The sequence below is a fragment of the Roseovarius spongiae genome (assembly GCF_003651245.1).
GTDB lineage: Bacteria > Pseudomonadota > Alphaproteobacteria > Rhodobacterales > Rhodobacteraceae > Roseovarius > Roseovarius spongiae.
The window spans coordinates 143,126-167,600 of sequence record NZ_RAPE01000006.1 but is presented as its reverse complement, the minus strand read 5'-3'; the positions used below and the strand labels follow the sequence as shown (position 1 = coordinate 167,600).

Below are 24,475 nucleotides of genomic sequence, written 5' to 3'. Positions count from 1 at the left end.
ATGCGGGCGCGAAAGACGGTCGTATTCGACAGCCGCCGGCAACGCAGAGGCTGCATCCCGATGCCGGGGTCGCCCGGGACGGGGACGTGCGCGACGCCAAGGCTGCGAGACGTCGTCTGACAAGGCTGATCGACCGGTGAACCCCCGGGCGTCTTCATGGATAGGCCACGATGCTGTGGGGCTGAACCGGCTCAATATCGCGGGTTTGCGAGGAGCAAATCGAGGTGGCTCAGCTTTGCCCTCGCAAACCTTTCAGCCACGTCTTCTTCTGCGCAGCCCCGGAGCTTTCGCCGCCCGGCGCCTCTGGTGGATTGGACACGTCCGAGCCATTTTCCAGCCCGTCCTTCAGGCGGGCGAAGAACTGATCCGCCATTTTCTTGGCGAATCCTTCGATCAGGCGGTTCCCAAGTTGCGCCAGTTTGCCGCCAACCTTGGCTTCGACCTCGTAACTTAGAAGCGTGCCGCCCTCGGGGCTTGGGTCGAGCACCACATTTGCTGCGCCCTTGGCGAAACCGGCGACACCGCCCTTGCCCTCGCCGGCCAGGGTCATCGATCTGTTCTCGACCATATCGGACATGGTCACATGCCCCGTGAATGTGGCCTTGACCGGCCCGACCTTCTGAACCACCGTCGCGGTATACCCGTCCTGCGGAGTGCCGGTGACCTCGGTGGCGCCCGCGATACAGGCCTTCAGCGTCTCGGGATCCTGGATCGCGGCATAGACGATGGCCGGGGCGGCCTGGATTTCACGAGTATCGCTCATCTGCATGGCATGAAGTCCTCTGGGAGAAGGGAAAGGCGTGATCGTCGGTCAGGATGTGCGGGGTGTCGCCCTTGCCGCGTTGATGGCGCTCCAGATCCTGTCAGGTGTTGCCGGCATGTCGATGCTGTCGACGCCAACGGGCCGCAACGCGTCTATGACCGCATTGATGATTGCTGGCGGAACGCCGACCGAGCCGACCTCGGCGCATCCTTTCGACCCCAACGGATTATGCGTGCAGAGCGTTTCGTGGGTCGAAACCTCGAAAATCGGCATGTCGGCGGCGCGCGGCATGGCGTAATCCATGAAGGACGCGCTGAGCAACTGGCCCGTTTCATTATCGTAGCGCGTGGATTCAAGCAGCGCCTGGCCGATCCCCTGCGCCAGCCCGCCGTGCAACTGACCGTGCACGACCATTGGATTGATGACGCGCCCGACATCGTCCACCGCCACCACGCGCAGAATCTGCACAGTGCCCAGGTCCGGGTCGATCTCAAGTTCGCAGATGTGGCAGCCGCCGGGATAGGTCCAGTTTTCCGGATCGTAATAGGCCGTTGCCGTCAGTCCCGGTTCGATCTCGTCGGTCGGGAAATCGGCCGCCAGATATGCCTTGCCACACAACTCGTCGAAGGGAACGACCTGATTAGTGCCCGCGACGGAGAAAACGCCGTCGTGGAATTCTATGTCATTGCGGTTGACATCAAGGCTGTAGGCGAGGATGGATTTTCCCTTTTCGATGATCTTGTCCAGCGCCTTGACGATCGCCGTGCCGCCGATGACCAACGAACGTGACGCAGCGGTGCCGCGCCCGTAATGCACGCGATCCGTGTCGCCCTGAACGAAAGCCACCTTGTCATAGGCGATGCCCAGCTTGTCGCAGACCAGTTGCGGAAAGGTCGTCTCATGGCTCTGACCGTGGCTATGGGTGCCGCAGAGTATCGTGACTTGCCCCTTGGCCGACACCCGGACCTCGACCGCCTCGAACCGCGCCCCGCGCGCGCCGAGTTGCGCGCTGATGCGAGAGGGAACACCCCCCGCAACCTCGACATAAGTGGACAGGCCCAGACCGCGCAGCTTGCCGTTCTCTGCGGATATCCTGCGGCGTTCCTCAAAGCCAGTATAGTCGATCTTCTCCAGCGCGATATCGAGCGTCGCATGGTGGTCCCCGACATCATAGGTCAGCCCCACCGGGGTTTCATAGGGGAAGGCATCGGGCGGAATGAAATTGCGGCGCCGGATTTCCGCGCGGTCCATGCCGAGGTGGTGGGCGGCCTTGTCGACCAGACGTTCCAGCAGATAGCTGGCCTCGGGGCGCCCCGCCCCGCGATAGGCGTCGACCGGGGTGGTATTGGTGAAGACCACGCGGACGTTGCAGTAGATTTCGGGGATACGGTAGACGCCCGACAGCAACGGAGCGTAGTAGAATGTCGGGATCGCCGTGGCGCCTTGGGACAGATAGGCGCCGACATTCGCGATCGTATCCACCCACAAGCCTTTGAACAGACCATCATCATCCAGCGCCAGCCTGGCCTTGCTGACATGGTCCCGTCCCTGCGCGTCTGTCATGAACCCTTCGGAGCGGTCGCTCGTCCAGCGGATCGGTCGGTCATGGTGCCTTGCGGCCCATGTCACGACCACTTCTTCGGGATAGAGGAAGATCTTGGTTCCGAAGCCGCCTCCCACGTCCGGCGATATGACCCGGAGATCGTGTTCGGGAATATCGAGCACGCCGCCGCACAGCGCGTTCTTGATGGTATGGGGGTTTTGGCTCGTGGTGTAGAGCGTATAGCGACCGCTGGATTTGTCGCGGAAGGCGCGCGCGGCCCGAGGTTCCATCGGGTTGGCGACCAGGCGATTGTTGACGATCTCGATCTCGACGACGTGAGGCGCAGCATCCAGGGTGGCGCGGGTGGCTTCGGAATTCCCGATTTCCCAGTCCGCACAGGTGTTCCGCGCTGCCTCAGGCCAGACCTGCGGCGCGGTATCGGATGGTGCGGCGGCGGTGTCGACGATCGCGTCGAGCTCCTCGTAGTCTATGTCGACGGCCTCTGCGGCATCCTTCGCAAGCGCGGTGCTGTCGGCGATGACGACCGCCACGGGGTCGCCGACATGCCGTACCGTATCGATGCAGAGCGGGAAATGCGGCGGCTCCGCCATCGGGCTGCCGTCCTTGCTATGCAGTAACCAGCCGCAACCGATCGATCCGACGCCGCTCTCCTGCAAGTCGCGCCCGACATAGACTGCATGCACCCCCGGCATCGCTACGGCGGCCGATGTGTCGACCGACGTGATCCTGGCGTGGGCATAGGGGCTGCGCACGAAAATTGCCCGGAGATCCCCGGCTTCACCGAAATCGGCGACATACCGCCCCTTGCCTTTCAGGAAGCGTTCATCCTCGCGCCGCTTGACAGACTTGCCAATCGAAAAGGCATCACTCTTAAACTGTTCCATCTGGCAGGTTCCCTCGACATGGTTATGCGGACCTCGGATGAACGGGCTTCCCTGCGGAATTCCGGGCGCTCATCACTCGATCAGCAGGTTCTCTGCACGCAGTTGTTCCTTGAACTGCGAAAGATCCCCTTCGTAGTCCCAGACCTGTACCGTCTCATGCGGGCAGGCAATGAATATATGATCCTCGGTAAAGGACAAGATACGGTCGATCTTGATCACTTTCTCCACGAACTCGCGCGGTTCGAACTTCTTCGTGCGAAGCTCACCCTGCTCGTCATAGCCGAGGTGAACATGTCTGGGCCGGATACGTGCGACGATGTATTTCATGATGTGTTCCTTCATTGTTGGTAGTGCATCGATTTTGGTTGTCTGATGTCGGCGCCGATGTCGGGGCCGGTCCGGTCAGGGGCTGTTGACCAGATGGCATGAAACGCGCGTTCCGGCGCGCCCCGCGGGTTCCTTGAGGGCGGGTTTCTGCTCGGCGCAAATCGGCATCGCGAAGGGGCAGCGCGACCGGAACCGGCACCCCGACGGGGGATTGATGGCGCTGGGAATATCACCCTCGATGGGCACCCTCTTGCGCCGTGGAACGCTGGGCGGATCGGGTTGGGCAATCGCTGAAAACAGGGCCTGCGTATAGGGATGCAGCGGCTCTTTCCACAGCGCGGCCTTCGGTGCGTCCTCGACGATTTCGCCGAGATACATGACCGCGATCCGGTCCGCCATGTATCCGATGACCGAAAGATCATGCGAAATGAACAGGTAAGCGGCGCCGCTGCTGGTCTGGAGGCGGCGCATCAGGTTGATGATCTGCGCCTGGACCGAAACATCGAGCGCCGAAACCGGCTCATCGCAGACCACGACATTCGGATCCAGCGCTATGGCGCGGGCGATGGCGATCCTCTGGCGCTGCCCGCCCGAGATTTCATGCGGGTAGCGTTCCGCGAAATCGCTGTGCAGGCCGACCTTCTCAATCAGATCATCCACGATCTGCCGCCGCTCCTTGCGGGTCCCGATACCATGGACCGAGAACGGCTCGGTCAGGATCTGGCGGATCGAGCGGCGCGGGTTGAGCGAGGCGAACGGATCCTGAAACACCATCTGAAGGTCGCCCCGCAGCGGGCGCAATTCCTTGCGATTGAGATGTGCGATGTCCCTTTCGCCGTAGCGGATGCTGCCCTCATCGGGTTCATGGAGGCGGATCAATGTCCGCCCCAACGTGGATTTGCCACAGCCCGATTCCCCGACCAGCCCCAGCGTTTCGCCGCGCCGGATGCTCAGATCGATCCCGTCGACAGCGCGCACCACGCCGCCCGCCGTATGATGCAGTTTGGTCAGGTCGCGGGCCTCGATCAGAACGTCGTCGGTCATGACAGGTCTCCTGCATTGATACAGGCGACACCTCGACCGGGCGCGACCTTGACAAAGTCGGGCACCGCCTGCGTGCAGTCCGCGGTCCGGTAAACGCAGCGGTCCGCAAAGGCGCAACCCGGCCCCAGCTTGTCCAGCGGCGGCACGGTGCCTGGGATTTCGACCAGCGGTGCGAACTCGCCGCTGTCGATCTGGGCGTCCGGCCGGGGAACGCTGCCCAAGAGCGCACGGCTGTAGGGGTGTGCCGGCCCTTGGAAGAACGTCTCGGCATCGGCCTCCTCGACCTTGCGCCCGGCATACATGATCATCACGCGCTGCGCCCATTCCGCGACCACCCCGAGGTCATGGGTGATCAGAATGACCCCCATGCCGATCTCGGTCTTGAGATCGTCGATCAGCCTGAGCACCTGCGCTTGTATGGTCACGTCCAGCGCCGTAGTCGGTTCGTCCGCGATCAGCACCTTGGGCCTGCACGCCAGCGCGATGGCGATCACGATCCGCTGCCGCAATCCGCCGGACAGTTGGAAAGGGTAGTGATGCGCGCGCACCGCCGGTTCGGATATCCCGACGAGGTCCATCAGTTCGACGCTGCGCCGTTTCGCGTCGGCGATGCTGATATCCTCATGCTCGAGGATGCTCTCGGCGATCTGATCTCCGACGGTCATCAGCGGATTGAGGCTCGTCATCGGCTCCTGGAAGACCATTGAAATGTCGTTCCCGCGAACCTGGCGCATTTTCACATCTGAAAGTGCGGTCAGATCCTGGTCTCCCAACAGGACCTGGCCGTCTCTCAGGCGCGAGATCTTCTTGGGCAGCAGTCGCAGGACCGAATGGGCCAACATGCTCTTGCCGCAGCCGGATTCCCCGACTACCGCCAGCGTTTCTCCCGGTGCGACCTCCAGATCGACGCCGTTGACGACCGGGAACCAGGTCTTGTCGGACGCAAGGAATTCCGTGCGCAGACCCCTGACGGAGAGGACACTCGAATTTGTCGTCATCGCTTGGACCTCGGATTGAGTGCTTCGTTGAAGGCGTCACCAAGCAGGTTGATCGCCAGCACGGTGAACAGGATGGCGAGGCCGGGAATGGTGACCATCCACCACGCCGTGCGGATCGCGGCCCGGCCTGCACCGACCATGAAGCCCCATGTCATGATATTGGGATCACCCAGCCCGAGAAAGGACAGGCCGGATTCGAACAGGATAGCGGTCGCCACCATCAGCGATCCCGCGACCACTACGGTCGACAGGACGTTGGGGAGGACCTGCACGATCAGGATCCTGATATCGCTCATCCCAAGGGCGACGCAGGCTTCGATATATTCTAGGTTCACCGTTTTCTTGACTTCGGCGCGCACCAACCGCGCGAGCGGCGCCCAGGACACGATGGCGATCGCACCGATAACGTTCGGCAGGGTCGGCCCGAGAATGGCGACGATGACGATCGCACCGATGAAGGTGGGAATGGTCTGGAAGAATTCAGTCACGCGCATCATCAGGGTATCCACCCAGCCGCCGTAGTAGCCCGCTAGCCCCCCGATCACCGTCCCCAGCAGGACGATGATAAAGGTGGCGACCAGCCCGACCAGCAGCGAAATCCGCGCGCCATATGCGATGCCCGCGGCGATGTCGCGGCCCAGCATATCGGTGCCGAAAATGAACTCGCCGAAGGGCGGCATGAAGGGATTGCCGACCATTTCAAACGGTCCGTCGGGATAGATCACCGGCGCGAAGATCGCCAAAATGACGATGATACCGAGGATAACCAGGCTGATCACGCCCGACACGTTCGTGAGGATCTTCCGCGGCACCGAATTCTTGCTCAGCAAATCAGCCATTGCGCGTCTTGCTCCTCAGTTGAATTCGCGGGTCGACCATCGTGTAGATCACGTCGACGATGGCATTGGTGATCACCACCAGGATGGAACTAAGAAAGAAAATCCCCAGCAATAGATTGAGATCGCGTGCGAAAAGGGATTCGAATGCCAACAGGCCGAGCCCGGGCCAGCCAAAGACGGATTCGATGATCACCGATCCACCCAGCATCGCCGAGACCTGCACCCCGGCCATCGTCAGGACAGGCATGATCGCGTTGCGCAAGGCGTGTTTCTGCACGATCCGGCCTTCGCTGATTCCCTTGGCTCGGGCGGTCTTGATGAAATCCTGGCCCAGCGTCTCGAGCATCGAGGCGCGCATGAGGCGCGTGTAGAGCGCCATATAGAAGAACGACAGCGACAGCGCCGGCAGCACCAGGTGATGCGCGACATCCACCGCGCTGTCCCAGAAACCCATAGGTGCGCCGATCGTCGCCATCCCGCTGGTCGGGAACCACCCGAGGTTCAGCGAAAAGACGATGATCAACATCAGGCCGACCCAGAACAGCGGCGTCGCGTAAGAGACGATCGCGAGGATCATGATCATGTTGCTCAGGAACGTGCCGTCCCGGATCGCGGCGATGGCCCCGAGAAGTATTCCGAACCCGACCGACAGCACCATCGACGCCCCCATCAGCAGGGCAGTGGCGCCAAGACGTTCGACAATCAGCGCCGAAACTTCGCGGCCATGGCGGAAGGAGTAGCCCAGGTCGAAGAACACCAAATTCTTCATGTAGCTCAAGAATTGGACGTAAAGCGGCTGGTCCAATCCGAACTGTTGCCGAATCTGGCGCATGTATTCCTCGGTCGCGGCGCCGGACTCACCCGCAAGCACCTGCGCCGCATCACCCGGCGCGAGCCGGACGAGAAAGAAGTTCACGACCACGATCGCGAAGATGATCGGCAGACCGTGCAAGACACGGCTAAACACATATCTGATCCGTGCGCCCCACATCATCCCGTCCCTTCATTGTTATTCCAGCGCAGCACCGGCCAATGACTGATGGCCGGTGCTGCAGTGCGTGGTTATTCGGAGACCCACATATCGTAGACGCCATCGCGAATTCCGAGCGGCGACGTGATCAGGTTCTGCACCCGGTCGTTGTTCACCGCCACGAGGTCCATCTCCATCAACCAGATCAGGGGGCTGTCCTCGACCAGCTGGCGTTGGAGGTTGTGGAAAATCTCGTTCCGCTTTTCAGGATCGGCCTCGGTTTGCGCTGCTTCCCACAGGGCGTCGGCTTCGGGACTGCTGTAGCCGGAAGCGTTCCCATAGGGCACCTTGGGGTTGATCATCTGCGACCAGGTATTGCGCTGCACGCCAAGCGTCGGATCCGCCATGCCGATATACCACGAAGAAGTCATGTCGAAATCGTACTCGCCATGCACCATCCGCACGAAGGTCGGATAATCACGATTGCGAAGCTCAACCTCGATGCCGACTTTCGAAAGCGCCTGCTTGAGATACTCACCCATGCGACGCCAGTCTTCGCCGAACGGGCCGATATCATGCACGATCTTCAAGCGGACGCCGTCTTCGTCGGGGGTATAGCCGGCTTCGTCGAGGAGCCTTTTGGCGATGTCGAGACGGTCCTCGACCGTGAAGTCGACAACCCCCTCCTTGGTGAACACACCGCTTCCCTCAAGCGCCGAGGAGATCGGACCGACGGCAGGTTTGCCGAAGCCATACCAGATTCGGTCGGTCAGGAACTGGCGATCGATCGCGTAGGCGACGGCCTGGCGCACGCGCTTGTCGTCGAACGGCGCGCGCCGGTTGTTCAGCTCAAGCAGCATCATCGGGGTGATGGCCTCGTAGCCGCCGGGCGTGATGGAGATGTTCGACAGGCCTTCCAGACGCCGCATCTCGACAGGGTTGATCGAGCCGAACGTGGCGACATCGATCTCACCGCTTTCGATTCCGGCGGCCCGCGTCGCCGCGTCGGCGATGAAGCGGAAGATGAGACCGTCCAGATAGGGCATGCCCTCTCGCCAGTAATTCTCGTTGCGCTCGAGCCGGATATGGCTGCCCTTCCTCCATTCGACGAACTTGAACGGGCCGGTGCCGATCGGATCGTTGACCGCAGGGTTGTTGCGGAAATCTGTCCCCTCGTAGATGTGGCGCGGGATGATGGGCGCCTCCAGGCTGGACAGCGCGCGCATCAGGGGCACATAGGGATGCTCAAGATGGAACACGGCAGTGTAATCGTCCGGCGTTTCGATGGATTCGAGCGGGCCGAGGTTGCTCTTGCCGCGCGGGTGATGGGACTTGACCACTTCCATCAGCGAGAACTGGACATCGGCCGAGGTAAACGGCTCTCCGTCATGCCAGGTCACGTCATCGCGCAGATTGAACGTCACCGTCTTCCCGTCATCGCTGATGTCCCAGGATGTCGCCAGGGACGGCTGCGGATTGAGGTCCATGTCATATTCGAGCAGACCATCGAAGATCTTGGTGGCCACTTCGTTGGTTACCGGGGCCGAACTCATCGCGTTGGTGAGGATCGGCGGCTCGGGCGTCGATGCGATCACGACGGTGCCGCCGCGCTTGGGTTCTGCCGCCACCGGTAGGGCGAGCATGGCCGCACTCGCGAGGCCGGCAATCGCCGCCTTGCAGAGCGCCCTTCTTCTCATGGTAAACATTTCAACCTCCTGTGGTTTTCCAAATAGCCGAGAATTTTCACTATCAATGAAATCGCGATCCGCCGCCGATTCTCGAGAACAATGCCAGGATGCTAAATATTACAGCAAAATCGCATATTTCTCTTCATCGCAGAGCAAGAACGAGTCCTTTGACGTTCCTCGTCGCTCACTATTTTCTCATATGGATATAAATTTCAAGAAAAATATTGTTAATCTGATGATAAATCCTGTATCACCACATGATAAAGGTAGACCATCAGGTATCGAGCCATACCATTACTTACAAGTGATACGACGCCCCATGACCCAGACACAGGACGATTTCAACGCCGAGACCTTGCGCGGCATAGGCGACCGGATACGCGCGCTCAGGACCGGCCGCGGGCTGACGCTCAGCGCACTGTCCAAGCAGAGCCAGGTTTCCGTCGCGATGTTGAGCCACATCGAACGCGGTCGCACATCGCCATCCATCAAGGTGCTCGACCGGCTGCGGATCGCCCTTGGCGTCCCGCTCGCGGATTTCTTCAGCGACGCGGAGCCGCGCACCGGCGAACAGAACGTGGTGACGCGCCGGCACAAGCGCCCTGTGCTGGATTTCGACGCGGTCGGGCTCACGAAGGAGTTGCTGTCGCCCGAACGAAACTCGGAACTGGAATTTTTCCTGCTTAAGCTCGAGCCCGGGGGCAACTCGGGGCCCGAGCCGTTTCACCGTATCGGCGAAAAGTGCGGCATGGTCCTTTCAGGACGATTCGAGTTGATGATCGGGGATCATTATCATGACCTTGAAGCCGGTGACGCCTTTCAGTTCGATAGCAGCCAGCCCCATTCGTTTCGCAATCTGGCCGAGGGTGAGACCCAGATCATCTGGGTGATCCGGTCGCGCGAGATCGGATGAGGTCAGGAAAGACGGCACCATAGCAGGAAGCGAGAGGCGCACATGAACAAGCTAAGCATGACCGTGAACGGCAAGCCGGTGACGGGCGAGGTCGAGGGGCGCAAGCTTCTGGTCGAGTTTCTGCGCGAGGACCTCGGGCTGACCGGCACACACGTGGGTTGCGACACCAGCCAATGCGGCGCCTGCGTGGTGCACGTGAACGGAAAGGCCGTGAAATCCTGCACCATGTTCGCCCTGGAGGCCGAGAACGCCGATGTCGCCACCATAGAAGGTCAGGCCGCCGAGGATGGGACGCTGAACACGATCCAACAGGCGTTTCAGGACCATCACGGGCTGCAATGCGGCTACTGCACTCCGGGCATGGTCATGAGCGCAGCGGCATTGCTGCGCGACAACCCCAGGCCGGACGCCGACGAGATTCGCGAATATCTTGCGGGGAATCTCTGCCGCTGCACGGGGTATCACAACATCATCCGCGCCATCCTCGCCGCCTCCGGGCAGGAGGTCGCGCCGCTCGCAGCCGAGTGACAGGGCCGAAGAGACGCAGACAATCCGCTGTTTCACGTTTGACCGATGGAGAGAAGTGAGATGTACGATTTCGAGTTCGACCGACCCCGAACCATTGCGGAGGCCGTCGATGCGCTCAGGCAGGAGGACGCGCAAGCGCTGGGAGGTGGGCAAACCCTGATCCCGACGATGAAACAACGCCTCGCGATGCCGTCGCGGCTCGTATCCGTGCGGGAGATCGCGGAGATGCGTTTTGTCAGGCCCGCTGACGGGATGATCTGCATCGGCGGCGCGACGGCGCACGCCACGGTTGCCGCGGAGGTTGCCGCAGTCTTTCCCGCCCTGGCCGCTCTGGCAGGGCAAATAGGCGACCCTGCCGTCCGAAACCGGGGAACGATCGGCGGCAGTCTGGCCAACAACGATCCCAGCGCCTGCTATCCGGCTGCCGTTCTGGCGAGCGACGCCATCATCGCGACCGATCGGCGGGAAATCGCGGCAGACGACTATTTCCAGGGGATGTTCACGACGGCGCTGGATGAAGGCGAACTGATCACCGAAATCCGGTTTCCCGTGCCCGAGCGCGCAAACTACCAGAAGTTCGAGCAACCTGCCTCGCGGTTCGCACTGGTCGGGGTCTTTGTCGCACAACGCGCGGGCGGCGTCCGAGTGGCTGTGACGGGTGCGTCGGATGACGGCGTCTACCGCTGGGTCGAGGCCGAAGAGGCCCTTACGCAGCGGTTCCATGGCGACGCCATCAAGGGGATTACCGTGCCTGAGGACGGCATGATTTCGGATCTGCACGGGTCTGCAGCCTACCGCGCACATCTGGTCGCTGTTCTGACAGCGCAAGCCGTCGCCGCCGCAGGCTAGCATCTTTGCGGATGGGTGGATGTCATTGCCCGGACGTCATGCCCGCAATCCCTGCGGGCTGCGAGGAAAAGACATGAAGACCGAATTGCATAACCCGTTGCCCTTCCCTGACGCCGAGTATCAGCAGCGTGTTGCGAAGATCAGAGCGCAGATGCGCGAACGCGGCCTCGATGCGCTGCTTATCTGCGTGCCACAAAACTATTACTACCTGACCGGGTTCCTCACGGGCTGCGCGCATTCGCTCATGTTTCTGGTGCTGCCGCTCAAGGGTGATCCGTTGTGGATCACGCGCAAGACGGAGATGAGCAACGTCCGGGCGCTGGCTCCTCATATGTGGGCGAAACAGGGAATCGGCGTCGCCGACTCCGAGGATCCGATCGCGGTCTTGGCCCAAAGCCTGCGGGACATGGGATTTGATCGGGCGCGGCTCGGAATCGAAAAGGCGGCGCTGTTCTTCACCATCGCGCAATATGAACAACTGACGGCGTTGCTTCCCGACGCGACGTTCCACGATATCACTGGTCTGATCGAGTACGAAAGACAGGTGAAAAGCGACCGCGAGCTCGACCATATGCGCCGGGCCGGCGCAATCACCAGCCGGGCGATCGAGGCGGGTTATAATCTGCTGAAGGAGGGAGTAACGGATTCGGATCTCGTGGCGGCGATGCTGTCCCGCGCCATTCACGACGGCGGTGACCGGATGGGAATGCTGCCGTTCGTTTCGGCAGGGTCGCGCAGCTACTGCGCCCACGCTTCCTGGATCGGCGCGCCGATCGGGCGAGGAGAGATCGTGAACGCGGAAATGGCGGGCGCCTACAGGGCCTACCATGTTCCGGTCTTCCGCGTTTTCTCCATCGGCCAACCCTCCGACGCCGTCCTGCGGATGCAGGAGGCGTCCGAAGCCGGACTGCACGCCGGATTGGAGGGAATTCGCGTCGGGATGACATCGCACGAGGCCGACCGCGTCGTGCGCAGCGCGATCGAACGGAAAGGCTACGGCGAGAATTTCGTCGTGCGGGCGGCCTACGGCCTGGGGGTGGCTGTCGCACCCGGCTGGGGCGAGCCCGCCGTCATGCAGATCATGCCCGAGGACCAGCGGGTCCTGGCGCCCGGCATGTGCTTTCACCTCGTACCCGCGATCTATGTCGAGGGCGTCGGCTGTGTCTGTTGTAGTATGCCGCTGATCATGACCGAGACCGGCATCGAGCGCCTTACCGATCTGGAGCCGAAGCTCTTCGTCAAGTAAGACGCCCCTCGCAGTTGGACACCGTTTACCCCGAAGGGGGCAAACGGCGAATTTGCGGCCTCTCTCATTTCGGGCTGAGATAATCCAGCGCGCTCAGGGTATGCACCCGAACTACATGCAGGAAATCCTCGATCACAGCGGATTCATTGGGGGCGCTGACGTTGCGGGGCGAGGTTCCGTAGACGAGCGCGGGCACGCCGCGTTCGCGCCAGAACCGGCAATCGGAGGCCGCAACCATCGGAATGCGCACCGGTTCATCGTAGCCAAGCGCCGTGACGTTCGCAGACAGCAGCTCTGCCATTTCATGTTCGGGATCCGAGTAGAGCGCGGGGCCACCGATGATGTCGCTGATCGTGGCCTCTGGATGGGCGTCGACGATATCTTGCACCATTTTGAGGACGTCGTCCCGCTCGACCCCCCAGGGTATCCGGATATCGACCTCTATCGTGCAATCCGAAGCCACCATGTTGACCTTGGAGCCACCCTTGATGGTTCCGACGTTCAGCACCACGGCGGTGATCGCCTCGTTGGTTCCCTCACCCATCGTTTCGTCGATCACAGCCTGCGTCTTGCGATCTGCCAGCCTGGTCGCGATCTCGGGCGGTAGGTTCTGCTCTACCCTGGTGACGGCTTTCAGCTCGTTCATGATATCGGACATGATGTTGATCGCGCTCGGGCTGAGATGCGCATAGGGGCCGTGCGCCCCGCGCGTTCGAACCTCGATCGTGAACTGCAGAATGCCCTTTTCACCGAACCGGATCGTCTTGACCCCGACCGGCTCACCCGAGAGCAGGCAATCGCCCAACGCCGCGTCGCCGAGTTGCTCCAGAATATACCCGGTGCCCCATCGTCCGCTCGTCTCTTCGTCCGAAACCACCATGAGGGACAACTTTCCGGCCAGCTTGTCGCGAAGGCGGTGCAGGTATCGATAGGCGAAAATCGCCGCCGTCGTCCCACCTTTCATGTCGGCGGCGCCGCGCCCGTGAATGACGCCGTCCTCAATGTCGCCGCTCCAGGGATCGCGGTCCCATGCCTTTTCATTGCCAACGGGAAAGACATCGACATGCCCGTTGAGGACCAGGTGTTTGCCTTCGGCGCCACCATCGAACGAGGCCACCAGGTTGGGCAGGTGCTCCTTCGCCGTGAGCTCGTCGAATGCCAGCCCTTCTTCCTCGAGGAACTTGGAGACCAGGCTCATCACTTCGCGGGTGTCTCCGGGCGGGTTGGGAGATTTTGCGCGGACCAAGTCCTGAAAAAAGCCGATCAGCTTTTGTTCGTCTTCTTCGATCCAGTCGAGAACCTGTTGGCGCAATGATGTCATGGTGTCCTGCCTTACAATGCTGCACCTCAAGTCCGCGTCCATCTTTCTGGATCCACTGGAGGCGCTAAGAAAGTGGATGATGTTATCAATCGTGACATATCATCAAACGAAGCGCAAAGGAAATCACAGGTGGTCAATGCGCAAATTGTGACGTGTGAACCATCGGTAAAGTATGAAAAATTTCATTTTTCTTACTCACTCTGTTGACAGAGACAAAAAAATAATCGGTAATCGGTGCAACAGGGACGAAACAGGTGATATGTTATGACTCGCGCCGAAACTTCGACGAAATCGCGCGGGGTCGAAGTCGCAAAGCCGTGGATCCTGCTTTCGCCATCCCTTGTAATACTGTTTTGTTTCATGGTCTTGCCCATGACGATCATGGGCGCGTTCACTCTGTTCCTCTATGTCGACATAGGGGTCGACGCTCCTGATCTGGGGCTGCGGAACTGGAATGTGTTCTTTACGGATCCGTACTATCACTACGCAGTCTGGAAAACCGCGCGAGTCGCCCTGATCACCACCGTGGTCTGCGTGGTGGTCGGCTACGTGCCCGCCTATGTCATCGCGACGACACGCTCGCGGCATCGCTGGTTGCTCATGCTGCTGCTGCTGCTGCCATTCTGGATCAGCTTCGTCATCAGAACGATGTCGTGGATACATGTGCTGGGGGCGCATGGTGCGGTCAACACGTTCCTGATGTGGATCGGATTGATCGACGCCCCGCTCGAAATGCTCTACACCGAAGGCGCGGTGATCATGGGATTGGTCCACTTCCTGATGCCGTTCGCCATCCTCAATATCTTTGTTTCCATCGAGTCGAGCGACCGCAGCCTGGTTGCCGTGGCGCGCACCCTTGGGGCCACGCCGGTCGGCGCCTTCTTCAGCGTCACCCTCCCGCTGTCGATGCCGGGCGTCGCCACGGGCGCGCTCCTGGTCTTTGTGCTCTCGGCCGGCTCCTACGTGACGCCGATCATCCTGGGCGGACCCGACGACTTCTTGTTTGGTAACCTGATCTTCGAAACCATCATGACGCAGTTGAACTGGCCGATGGGGTCGACGCTGGCGATCGCGCTCGCGCTCATCCTGGGCGGGATCATAATGATCTACAGCCGGTATTTCGGCCTCGAACGTCTCACGAAGGGGCTGACATGAGCGAGACCCCGACCAAGAGAGAGCTGCGCCAGTGGGGGGATTACCTACTGAACGGCTTCACGTTTCTTGTCTACGTGTTCATGTTCGCGCCAATCATCGTGGTGATCCTGCTTTCCTTCAACTCGTCGGAATTCGGCTCGTTTCCGATCGAAGGGCTGTCGTTGCGCTGGTTCGAGAAACTGCTCGCAAACGAGGTCATCATCCGGGCATTCCTGACGTCGGCCTCGCTGGGCATCCTGACGGCGCTGATCGGCACTCTGGTTGCGATGATGAGCGCAATGGCGCTCGTGCGGTATCGCGTGCCGGGGCGCAAACTCTTCAGCAGCCTGACCATCGCGCCGCTTCTCATCCCCGAAACCGCGCTTGCCGTTGGGTTGCTTCTATTGTTGCGTTCGCTCGGCCTGCCGCGCACCTACATGCTGCTGCTGATCGGGCACGTCCTGATCACGCTGCCCTTTGCCTTCCTGGTCATCCAGGCCCGTCTTTCCGGGCTCGGCAGAACTTATGAGGAAGCCGCCTCAAGCCTTGGCGCAAATGCGTTGACAGTCTTTCGGGAAATCACCCTGCCGCTGACTGCGCCCGCACTTGTCGCGGCGCTACTATTCGCCTTCACCATTTCGTTCGACAACCTCACGGCGTCGCTTTTCTGGCGGCCGAACGGGATCGAGACCGTCCCAACCCAGATCTTCGCCATGCTCAAGGATTCGGTGAGTCCGGAGATCAACGCGCTCGGCACAGTCATGGTCAGCATCACCATCGGCCTTTCACTTCTGGCCGGCGCAATCGGCAGCCGACTGGCGAGTCAGGCCGCCGCAGGCCCCGATAACTAGACCAACGACCATCAACAGCGGAGAAGAAAATGACAAGATACCCAACGACGAACTACCTCGAGGATCTCAGGCAGCGATACAAAGACGGGGATATCGACCGGCGGTCATTCCTGCGGTCGGTTGGTATGGCCGGACTTTCCGTCGGTATTGTCGGCCTGCCCGGCACATCGCTCGCCAAGGAGAAGGTCGACGAGATCAAGTATCATTCATGGGGCGGCGTGGTGCAGGAAGCCATGCGCCGGACGGGCATCGCGTCGTTCGAGGACGCCACCGGCGTCAAGGTGGTCGAGGGCACCTTCGGCCTGGAAGAGGAAGTGCTGGCCAAGGCGCGCGCCGGGCAGCCGGGTGACTACAATATCATCAACTCTGCCGGCAACTCCTGGTACAAGCGGTGGATGGACGCCGGTTTCGGGGTCAAGCTGAATCTGGACAATATTCCCAACGCGAAAAATGTCATGCCAGCGCTGATGCAGCCTTTCTGGGACATTACGCCAGACGGGCTTTCGGCGTTGCCATTCAGCTACGGCAACACCGGGATCGCTTACAACAAGAAGTTCATCAGCGAAGAGCAGGCGCTGGAACAGCGTGAAGGTTTGCTTATCAATCCCGATCTGGCCGACAAGATCAGCGGACACAACGATTTCCAGACCAGGATGTGGGTCGCGGCCCTGCAGTCGGGTCAGAACCCCAACAACATCGAGGATCTCGATGCGGTATGGGCGAAAATTCGTGAAAACCGGAGCTTGGTAAAGAAATACTGGGGCTCGGGCGCCGAGTCGATCGAACTGCTCGCATCGGGCGAAGTCTATGCCAGCGACATCTGGTCTGGACGCGCCACATCGCTGATCGAACGGGATCCAGATTTCGGGTATGTGGATTACTCGAAAGGCTACTGCTGGTGTTCAGATCTTCTTGTTCTCAAGGGATCTCCGGTGGAAGTCTGTGAGGAATTTCTCAACTTCATCCTTGATACGGATGTCATGATCGCCACGGCCGAGGCGCAGCTCTATCCGCCGTCCGTGGATCCGACCAAGGTGGAACTGACTGACAAGATCAGGTCGTTCCCTAATTTCGATCCGACAGGGACCCTCGAACAGTTTGCTTTTTCTGATCCGTTCTACTGGACGAAACACGAAAAGGACTGGAAACCCAAATACGCCCGGATCGAAAAAGGGTTTTGATACGATGAATGCGTCATCATCCCGGGAACAGGGACAACCTGGCACGACGTCGCCGCTCGGAACCGAGCGGCGACATCATGCTCACGAGGCGAATGGCGATCATGTCGTCGAATTGAGGGGCGTCAGCAAACGGTTCGGTAGTGTTACTGCCGTCGAGGATGCCAATCTGGCTCTGCGCGAAGGTACGCTGACAAGCCTTTTGGGCCCGTCGGGATGCGGCAAGACGACGTTGCTGCGGTTGATCGCCGGTCTCGAAAATTGTTCAACCGGGACGATTACGATCAAGGGGCGGTCGGTCGACAGGCTGCCGATCCACAAGCGGAACATCGGTCTCGTTTTCCAGAACTACGCCCTGTTCCCGCACAAGACCATCGGCCAGAATATCGCCTTTGGACTGAAACACCGGAAGGTCCCAAAGGCCCTGACGATGGAAAAGGTCAAGCGGGCGCTTGAAATCGTCAGGCTGCCGGGTATCGAGGATCGGTATCCCAACCAGTTGTCGGGCGGTCAGCAACAGCGCGTCGCGCTTGCGCGGGCGGTGGTGTTCGAACCTGATGTCCTGCTGCTGGACGAACCTCTCTCGGCGCTCGACGCGAACCTGCGCGAAGAGATGCGTGTCGAAATCAAGCTTATTCAGCGGGCGCTGGGGGTCACGACCATCCTGGTGACACATGACCAGCAGGAGGCGCTCGCAATGTCCGACGAGATCGTCGTTATGAACCAGGGCAGCATCCAACAGGTCGGCCATCCCAAGGATGTTTACCGCCGCCCCTGCAATCCGTTCGTGGCAGGCTTTCTAGGGCAGGCAAATGTGTTTCCCTGCACCATTATCGGCGGTGTCGAGTCGTCCGGCGATCTGCTGCGGGTGCGGCTCGAGAACGGGATGGAACTGATCGGGGACGCCAGCACTTCTGACGCGACCGCGGCGGCGAAAGAGGCGGGTAAAGCGGCAACGATCGTTATCCGGAGTTCTGAAATCAGCCTGTCGCCGAACGATGTGACAAGTGGTGACGGCAATGCCGCGAAAGGCGTCAATCAGTTCTCGGGCCAGATCGTCGATTCCAGCTATCTTGGCGATGATGCTCATTACCTGGTCAACGCCGGTGATCTCAGCGTGAAGGTCATCTCGCGGTTCGGGCGCAAAATAGGCCAGGATGCCGATCAGATGCTGGACTCTGACGCGCCGGTGGGCATGACCGCCCCCCATGAAGCGTGCCGCATCCTATTTTCCACCTGAAAGGGGCATGATCGTGACTAAAGAAATCGTTTGCTTTCGCAATGCCGACTGGATCGTCGGCTGGGACGACGATCGCGGCACGCATTGCTACTATCGCGACTCGGACCTCGCGTTCAGCGGAGAGAGCATCGTCTTTGCCGGCCCCGGCCGGTATGAAGGGGACTGCGATCGCGAAATTTCGGCTGTCGGTCAATGCCTGATGCCCGGGCTGGTGAACCTGCATACGCATACTGCCTCAATGCCGGCATTCCGGGGCGTCCGCGAAGAAATGGGGAACCCCAACTTCTATTTCAGCGGTGTTTACGAAGGATGGGGTCTTTTCATGCCCCCGGCGGAAACCAGGGGCACGACGACAAGGGCCGCGATCTGCGAAATGCTGCTGAGCGGGGTCACGACCTGTGTGGACATGTCCTACCCGTATCCTGGCTGGATCGATGCCGTTGCCCAATCGGGCATACGTGCATTCGTCTCGCCGCTTTTCGATTCCGCCAAGATAGCGGCCGCCAACGATCACGCCCTTGAATACCGCTGGGCGGAAGATGGCGGCGCAGCGGATTTTGCCGCGGCGGTCGAGCTGCTTGAGATGGTGGATGGCCATGCCAGCGGGCGCCTGTCTGCGATGATGTCACCCATGACAGTCGATGCCTGTACGCCCGAACTGCTACACCAGGCCCACGACATCGCGACCGAACGGAATTGGCCGTATCACCTTCATGCGGGAATGTCGGTGATCGAATTCCACGAGATGGTGAAACGCACCGGACAGACCTCGATCCAATGGGCGCATGATCAAGGTTTGCTTGGTCCCGGCACCATCATCGGGCACGGGGCCGTTCTCGATCACCATTCCTGGGTGCATTGGCATACCAAGGACGACATCGACATTCTGGCGGAGTCCGGCGCGTCGGTTTCGCATTGTCCGGTTGTGCTAAGCCGCTATGGCGTCACCCTGGAAAGTTTCGGCCGCTATCGCAGGGCGGGGATAAATTTAGGGATCGGAACGGACTGTCATCCTCACAACATGCTGGAGGAAATCCGGGAGGCGGCGATCCTCTGCCGCGTTGCAGAACAGCACATGTTTTCCGCGCTGACGGCGGATGTGTTCGATGCGGCGACGGTGGGCGGCGCGAAGGCGCTATTGCGCGACGATATCGGCCGGCTCAGCAAAGGCGCCAAGGCCGATATCGTGGTCGTCGACGTGACCCATCAGATGATGCTGCCACTCTATGATCCGCTGCGCAGTTTGATCTTCAGCGCCTGCGATCGTGCGGTGAAGGACGTCTTTGTCGGTGGGCAACAGGTCGTCGGTGATGGTCAAGTTCTAACGATGAACCATCAACAAATCGCCGAAGGCGTTTCTGAAATCCAGGCGGCGGTCGTGCGCGACATGCCCAACCGCGACCGTAAGAACCGCACGGCCGAAGAAATTGCCCCCAGGACCTACTCTAGCTATGAATCGTGAAGGCAATCGGAGCTAACTGCTGGAAAAAGAGGAAGCTATGTCCGAGCGCGACATGAGGACCGGTAGCGCTCTGGTCGTGCGATCAATGGCTGATGAAGCCTACAATACCATAGAGGTATTGATAATCCGCGGAGAAATTCCTCAAGGAAGCATGATCTCCGAAGTCACGCTCAGCAAGACTCTGGGTATCGGGCGCACACCCGTGCGAGAAGCCTTGCAAAGGTTGGTCCGAGAACGCATGGTCACACCGATCCCGAGACAGGGAATCCGGGTCAATGCGGTAGATATTGACCAGTTTCTCGAGGGTTTGGAAATACGCCGGGAGATTGAGCGGGTTCTTTTCGAGATTATCTCGCGAAAGGCCTGCAGATGGCAACGACGTCTCCTTTTGCGCCTGTCTGAACGCATGGCGCAGGCGGCTGACACCGCCGATATCAATCTCGCGCTGGAAACAGACCGGCAGTTCAAACAGATCCAGATCGAAATATCCGACAATCCGTTTCTTACAATGGCTGTTCGGCCGTTTCACGCGATTAGTCGGCGCGTTTATTTCACAGAGGCTCGGACGCCCGTCAGAAAGCTCGCCACATCGATCTCAGAGATAATGAAGCATTGCGCGCATGGGGACACAGATGCGGCATTATCCACGAATGACAAAATCATCAACGCGCTGATCCGATTCGGAATTCAGAGCCGGGAACGAAGTGCCGCGCGCGCAAACAACAGCCTTTCTCCGGATCCCAAAGTCAATGCCAACGATGTCCAACGACTGTCATCTATTGCGTATAACCAGATCGAGGACCGGATCATTGCCGGTCGCTACCGCGGCACTGAGAAACTCAGCGAAGGACGGCTTTGCGAAGACCTCGGATTGGGTAGAACGCCGGTGCGAGAGGCCCTTCAGCATCTGGCGGCTCGATCACTCATCACGATTCTTCCGCGGCGAGGTGTCTGCGTTGTCAATTTTGAGAGGCTGGATTTCTCCGGACTGATAGAGGCCCTGAGGCCACTGGAACGGATGTTGGCGCTGCTGGTCTGCCGGAATGCTTCGCCCGCCTTTCGTCGTTATTTGCTGCGAACAAGTGCGCTGTTGAAGTCGCCACGCGACATTTGCCGCTCGGACGTCGCGATACTATTGGATCGCAGGCTGGAAAAGCTACTGGTGAGGGTCGCAGATCAAATGTATCTGCAGGATGCGATAGTTCCGCTGCACAGTTTGCTGCGCGGGTATCTGAACCATGCACAGGTAGGCATTTCTGCGGATATCTTGATCGTTTTCTCAGAGGTTCTGGACGCCGTAGCAACCGGAAAGGAACATGAAGCCCGCCTGAAGGTCGAACAGCTGCTTTCCGAGATCGTCTACGTGGTTCGAGCCGACGTTGACTGAAGCCAAAGTCGGAAGCGCGAGGATCTATCAAAATGCTCCAGCGCGACTAGGTCCGGGAAAATCCGCTGTCGAATGCGAAGAGCGTGACGTCATTGATAGGAGATGCGGCAATCCCCCCGAAATCTGGGAGATGCAGATGAGCGAGAGCGTTCCGATATCATGCACCCTCTGGTCGGATCGGATGCGACCTGTGTCTGGATCAGCTTTGGCGCGCCGTCGGGTAGCAGCACCATACCAGGGCAATGGCCTGCAATCCAATCAGACCTCCAAACGCCAGCAGATAAGACGCAGCCGGATCCGCTTCGCCGGCCCAAGCGAGAAAGACCCCGAGACCGAATTGGATGGTGAAGGTCACGAGGATGACCATGCTGTTCATGAGCGCGTTCGAACTACCGACGCCCTCGGTCGGCTGTGCCCGCGCGACATGCGCGTAAGACAGCGTCACCACGTTGTAGGTCAAGGCAAACAACAACCACGGCAAGAACGACCGATCCGGAGGCAAGATCGCCAACCCGATTTCCGCCAGGATGAAAAGGCACGCACTTCCCAGTATGACATGCTCCAGCTTGAATCCCCGACGCTCCAGTACGAGACTGAGGACCCCGCCGACCGCGGAGCCGACAGTCAGGGATAGCGCCATCATTGCCAAGGTCCACCCTATGGCGTTCGCATCATGACCGGCGACGGCTCGCATCCAGTCGGCAGCCCAAAGCCCCTGCATCGCCGATCCGGTCCCGAAACAAAGCGCCGTTAGCGGAAGATACCGCCACAGACGTCGATTACGCGCGACCATCGAGAGGGTGCGCAGCCGGGTGCGCCAGGACAGCTTGCTAGTTGAAGCGGGGTCGGGCGTGACTGCCGCAATCCCGCCAGCAAGAGCCAACGTCACCACAGCGATCAGCAGAAACATCTGTTGCCAGGTCAGGAACTCAAGCGCGAAATTCACCGGCGCTGTCGCGGCGAGCGCGCCCAGGCCTCCGGCCGCGAGGTAGAGACCGTTCGCCATCGGAACCTTGTCCGCCGATAGCCAGAGCATGGAAACCTGAAAGGCCGACATCAGGCATCCGGCCAGCCCGATTCCGATCAACGTTCGCGCAAGGACCAGGAGCGGAACCGAATCCGTCAGCCCGAATATGGCGATGCCCACCGCGGCAATGCACAGGGTCACGCCTTGTACGCGGCGCGGCCCGTAAGCATCCAGACAGATGCCGATGGGGATTTGCGCCAGACCCACACCAAAGAAGTACGCCGCAGTGAGCAATCCCAGCGATGCAGTGTCCAACCCGAGATCTGCCTCGAGCCTCTCCGAGAGGATTGCATTGACCGTGCGGAAGAAGAGCGAGAGGAAGTAGGCGACGCCGAACAGGACCAACACTACTGGCAGCCGCACCCCATGCGGTGCTGTTTGGTCCGCCCGGGGCATTGGTCAATACACGAGGTTTGGCAGGAAGAGCGCGATTGCCGGAAAGATCGTCAGGATCACCACACCGAGAAGCAGCAACAACCAATAGGGGAACGAAGCATGCGCCGCCTGCATCAGCGTGACCCGATTTCCGGTAATTCCCGAGAGGATATAAAGGTTCATTCCGACCGGAGGGGTCAACATACCGACCTCGATCAGAATCGTCACCACGACACCCAACCAGACCGGATCGAAGCCGACTCCGGTCATGACCGGAAACACGATAGGCAGGGTCATCAGCATCAGTGAAATACCGTCGAAGAAGCACCCCAGAACGAGATAAAACACGCTCACGGCGGCCAGAACCGCGATCGGTCCCATGTTCATCGATTCGATCCAGGTCAGCACTTGCAGCGGCAGGCCGAGAATCGAGATGGCCTGCGCCAGGATCAGGGCCCCGAGGATGACAACTCCGATGGTCACGAAGACCTGAACTGAATCGTTGAACGCCTTCCAGAGTGACCGAAAGGTCAGGTCGCCCCAAAGGAAACCGAGAATGACAGACGCGAGCACGCCAAGGCCAGCCGCCTCGGTCGGGGTGGCGAGCCCCATATAGATTGTGCCCAGCACCGAGAAGATGAGAAATCCGACGGGCCAGATCGGCAGCAGCGTCAGAAACGACCGCCACCATCCGATCCATTTGGCGTCCTCGGGCACGACGCCCTCGCGACGACTGATGACCAGCCAGACATAGGCCATCATCATCAGCGCGAGCATGATTCCCGGCAGTAACCCGGCAAGAAAGAGCTGTCCGATGGACACCTGCTGCGTGGCGCCGAAGATCAGGAGCGCGAGGCTCGGCGGAATCAGCAGGCCAAGTGTTCCTCCGGCGGCGAGCGTTCCGACGACGGTGGCGGGTTCATAACCGCGCTTTTCCAGCTCGGGATAGGCGACCGACCCGATGGCGGCAGCGGTGGATGTGCTTGTCCCCGATACGGCGCCAAACACCGCGCTGACCGCGATGTTGGTGTGAAGAAGTTTTCCCGGAACCTTCATGAAAAGCGGGGCGATCGCCGAATACATCCGCCCGCTGACGCCGCTGACCAACAGGATCTCACCCATGAAGATAAAAAGCGGGACCGCGCTGAGTGTGAATTCGTTGAACACGTTCCAGACGGCGTTGATTGCCAGATCGGTTGCGTCGCCCACGACCACATGCAGGATGGTCATCCCAATCAGCGCCAATCCGATGCCGATAGGCACGCCGATGAGAGCGGTCAGAAAGAAGCCGCCTGCGATGATCGCCCACACCATTATTGCGAACCTCGATGAACGGCGTCGGCCTTGCTCAGGTCATAGGGGATGGCGATGCGGATCAGGGCCGCGAGACCGGCCATGAAGCACGATAGCGGCAGGGCGGCGGTCCAGGGCCAGAGAATGAGCTGGACGCCCGAGCTGCGCGCGTTGAGCGAGATGGTCAACTGCATGTAATCCCAGGTCAGCTTTCCGAACCATATACAGAAAAACAGGATCACCGCATGTGCGAGCCGGTCCAACTGGCGTTGCGCCCATTTGGGCAGAAGGTCCGGAATGATGGTGACGCTGATATGGGAACGCCGCAACGTGCACGCGGGAATGCCGGCAAAGATCATCGCGGTGAATAGCAGGCCGACCAGTTCCTCGGTGAACGAGAACGGAGCGCCGAAGAGATACCGCATGATTGCAGAGAGGGCGACGAAGCCTGACATGGCCACGGCCAGGCCCGCGGCGACCTGCGCGAGCAGGTTGGCGATCGTGTCGGCCCAACGCAAAATTCCTTGCAAGATGACGGCCTCCTTGAAGCGGTTCGGTATCCGGAGCGGAGTGCGAATCGAAAACGGGCCGCGT

General features: G+C 60.1%; 22 protein-coding genes. 10 read left to right on the top strand and 12 right to left on the bottom strand.

Annotation, left to right across the window (positions count from 1 at the left end; translation table 11 throughout):
* Nucleotides 1–229: 229 nt before the first annotated feature.
* The 8 genes from D6850_RS17230 to D6850_RS17195 form a co-directional block, all read right to left on the bottom strand.
* On the bottom strand, nt 230–769 hold the full coding sequence (locus D6850_RS17230; RefSeq protein WP_121168853.1) for an SRPBCC family protein: 540 nt from the start codon (nt 767–769) through the stop codon (nt 230–232).
* Between the two features lie 42 nt (nt 770–811).
* Nucleotides 812–3,211 carry a xanthine dehydrogenase family protein molybdopterin-binding subunit gene (locus D6850_RS17225; RefSeq protein ID WP_121168852.1) on the bottom strand — a complete coding sequence of 800 codons (2,400 nt, stop codon included), beginning with the start codon at nt 3,209–3,211 and terminating at the stop codon, nt 812–814.
* A gap of 72 nt (nt 3,212–3,283) precedes the next feature.
* On the bottom strand, nt 3,284–3,538 hold the full coding sequence (locus D6850_RS17220; RefSeq protein WP_147438919.1) for a hypothetical protein: 255 nt from the start codon (nt 3,536–3,538) through the stop codon (nt 3,284–3,286).
* 75 nt (nt 3,539–3,613) lie between these two features.
* Nucleotides 3,614–4,582, bottom strand: coding sequence for an ABC transporter ATP-binding protein (locus D6850_RS17215; RefSeq protein ID WP_121168850.1), 969 nt, complete (start codon nt 4,580–4,582; stop codon nt 3,614–3,616).
* Nucleotides 4,579–5,580, bottom strand: a complete 1,002-nt coding sequence (locus D6850_RS17210; RefSeq protein ID WP_121168849.1) for an ABC transporter ATP-binding protein — start codon at nt 5,578–5,580, stop codon at nt 4,579–4,581. The genes D6850_RS17215 and D6850_RS17210 overlap by 4 nt, the downstream gene beginning before the upstream one ends.
* Nucleotides 5,577–6,419 (bottom strand): ABC transporter permease, encoded by an 843-nt coding sequence (locus tag D6850_RS17205; protein WP_121168848.1) that lies wholly within the window; start codon nt 6,417–6,419, stop codon nt 5,577–5,579. Before D6850_RS17205 ends, D6850_RS17210 begins: the two co-directional genes overlap by 4 nt.
* Nucleotides 6,412–7,386 (bottom strand): ABC transporter permease, encoded by a 975-nt coding sequence (locus D6850_RS17200; RefSeq protein WP_245964231.1) that lies wholly within the window; start codon nt 7,384–7,386, stop codon nt 6,412–6,414. The genes D6850_RS17205 and D6850_RS17200 overlap by 8 nt, the downstream gene beginning before the upstream one ends.
* Nucleotides 7,387–7,481: 95 nt before the next feature.
* Nucleotides 7,482–9,095: an ABC transporter substrate-binding protein gene (locus D6850_RS17195; protein ID WP_121168846.1), complete on the bottom strand. Its 1,614-nt coding sequence runs from the start codon at nt 9,093–9,095 to the stop codon at nt 7,482–7,484.
* Between the two features lie 301 nt (nt 9,096–9,396).
* On the opposite strand from D6850_RS17195, the gene D6850_RS19570 reads away from it, so the two are divergent.
* From D6850_RS19570 to D6850_RS17175, 4 genes are all read left to right on the top strand, one after another.
* The gene (locus D6850_RS19570) at nt 9,397–9,990 is read left to right on the top strand and encodes a helix-turn-helix domain-containing protein (RefSeq protein ID WP_166434112.1); all 594 of its coding nucleotides are present in this window, start codon (nt 9,397–9,399) and stop codon (nt 9,988–9,990) included.
* A 42-nt stretch (nt 9,991–10,032) separates the two neighbouring features.
* The gene (locus tag D6850_RS17185; RefSeq protein ID WP_121168844.1) at nt 10,033–10,518 is read left to right on the top strand and encodes a (2Fe-2S)-binding protein; all 486 of its coding nucleotides are present in this window, start codon (nt 10,033–10,035) and stop codon (nt 10,516–10,518) included.
* Between the two features lie 60 nt (nt 10,519–10,578).
* Nucleotides 10,579–11,367 carry an FAD binding domain-containing protein gene (locus D6850_RS17180; RefSeq protein WP_121168843.1) on the top strand — a complete coding sequence of 263 codons (789 nt, stop codon included), beginning with the start codon at nt 10,579–10,581 and terminating at the stop codon, nt 11,365–11,367.
* A gap of 73 nt (nt 11,368–11,440) precedes the next feature.
* The gene (locus D6850_RS17175) at nt 11,441–12,613 is read left to right on the top strand and encodes a M24 family metallopeptidase (RefSeq protein ID WP_166434111.1); all 1,173 of its coding nucleotides are present in this window, start codon (nt 11,441–11,443) and stop codon (nt 12,611–12,613) included.
* Nucleotides 12,614–12,677: 64 nt separating this feature from the next.
* Here the strand turns inward: D6850_RS17175 and D6850_RS17170 are convergent, their stop codons facing one another.
* Complete coding sequence (locus D6850_RS17170) at nt 12,678–13,976, bottom strand: M20/M25/M40 family metallo-hydrolase (protein WP_121168841.1); 1,299 nt, start codon at nt 13,974–13,976, stop codon at nt 12,678–12,680.
* Between the two features lie 330 nt (nt 13,977–14,306).
* Between D6850_RS17170 and D6850_RS17165 the strand changes: the two genes are divergently transcribed.
* The 6 genes from D6850_RS17165 to D6850_RS17140 are packed head-to-tail and all read left to right on the top strand — an operon-like array spanning nt 14,307 to nt 21,186.
* Complete coding sequence (locus D6850_RS17165; protein WP_245964230.1) at nt 14,307–15,089, top strand: ABC transporter permease; 783 nt, start codon at nt 14,307–14,309, stop codon at nt 15,087–15,089.
* Nucleotides 15,086–15,919 (top strand): ABC transporter permease, encoded by an 834-nt coding sequence (locus D6850_RS17160; RefSeq protein WP_121168839.1) that lies wholly within the window; start codon nt 15,086–15,088, stop codon nt 15,917–15,919. Before D6850_RS17165 ends, D6850_RS17160 begins: the two co-directional genes overlap by 4 nt.
* Before the next feature lie 29 nt (nt 15,920–15,948).
* Nucleotides 15,949–17,100: an ABC transporter substrate-binding protein gene (locus D6850_RS17155; protein ID WP_121168838.1), complete on the top strand. Its 1,152-nt coding sequence runs from the start codon at nt 15,949–15,951 to the stop codon at nt 17,098–17,100.
* Nucleotides 17,101–17,104: 4 nt separating this feature from the next.
* Nucleotides 17,105–18,337 (top strand): ABC transporter ATP-binding protein, encoded by a 1,233-nt coding sequence (locus D6850_RS17150; RefSeq protein WP_121168837.1) that lies wholly within the window; start codon nt 17,105–17,107, stop codon nt 18,335–18,337.
* Nucleotides 18,306–19,799: an amidohydrolase family protein gene (locus tag D6850_RS17145; protein ID WP_121168836.1), complete on the top strand. Its 1,494-nt coding sequence runs from the start codon at nt 18,306–18,308 to the stop codon at nt 19,797–19,799. The genes D6850_RS17150 and D6850_RS17145 overlap by 32 nt, the downstream gene beginning before the upstream one ends.
* Before the next feature lie 37 nt (nt 19,800–19,836).
* Entirely contained in the window at nt 19,837–21,186 is a 1,350-nt protein-coding gene (locus D6850_RS17140) for a GntR family transcriptional regulator (RefSeq protein WP_121168835.1), read from the top strand.
* A gap of 199 nt (nt 21,187–21,385) precedes the next feature.
* Here D6850_RS17140 and D6850_RS17135 read toward each other — a convergent pair whose 3' ends face one another.
* The 3 genes from D6850_RS17135 to D6850_RS17125 are packed head-to-tail and all read right to left on the bottom strand — an operon-like array spanning nt 21,386 to nt 24,411.
* The gene (locus D6850_RS17135; RefSeq protein WP_166434110.1) at nt 21,386–22,561 is read right to left on the bottom strand and encodes an MFS transporter; all 1,176 of its coding nucleotides are present in this window, start codon (nt 22,559–22,561) and stop codon (nt 21,386–21,388) included.
* Between the two features lie 51 nt (nt 22,562–22,612).
* A complete protein-coding gene (locus D6850_RS17130) occupies nt 22,613–23,902 on the bottom strand; it encodes a TRAP transporter large permease (protein WP_121168833.1) in 1,290 nt (429 codons plus the stop codon).
* Nucleotides 23,902–24,411 (bottom strand): TRAP transporter small permease, encoded by a 510-nt coding sequence (locus D6850_RS17125; protein ID WP_147438918.1) that lies wholly within the window; start codon nt 24,409–24,411, stop codon nt 23,902–23,904. The genes D6850_RS17130 and D6850_RS17125 overlap by 1 nt, the downstream gene beginning before the upstream one ends.
* Between the last annotated feature and the right edge of the window lie 64 nt (nt 24,412–24,475).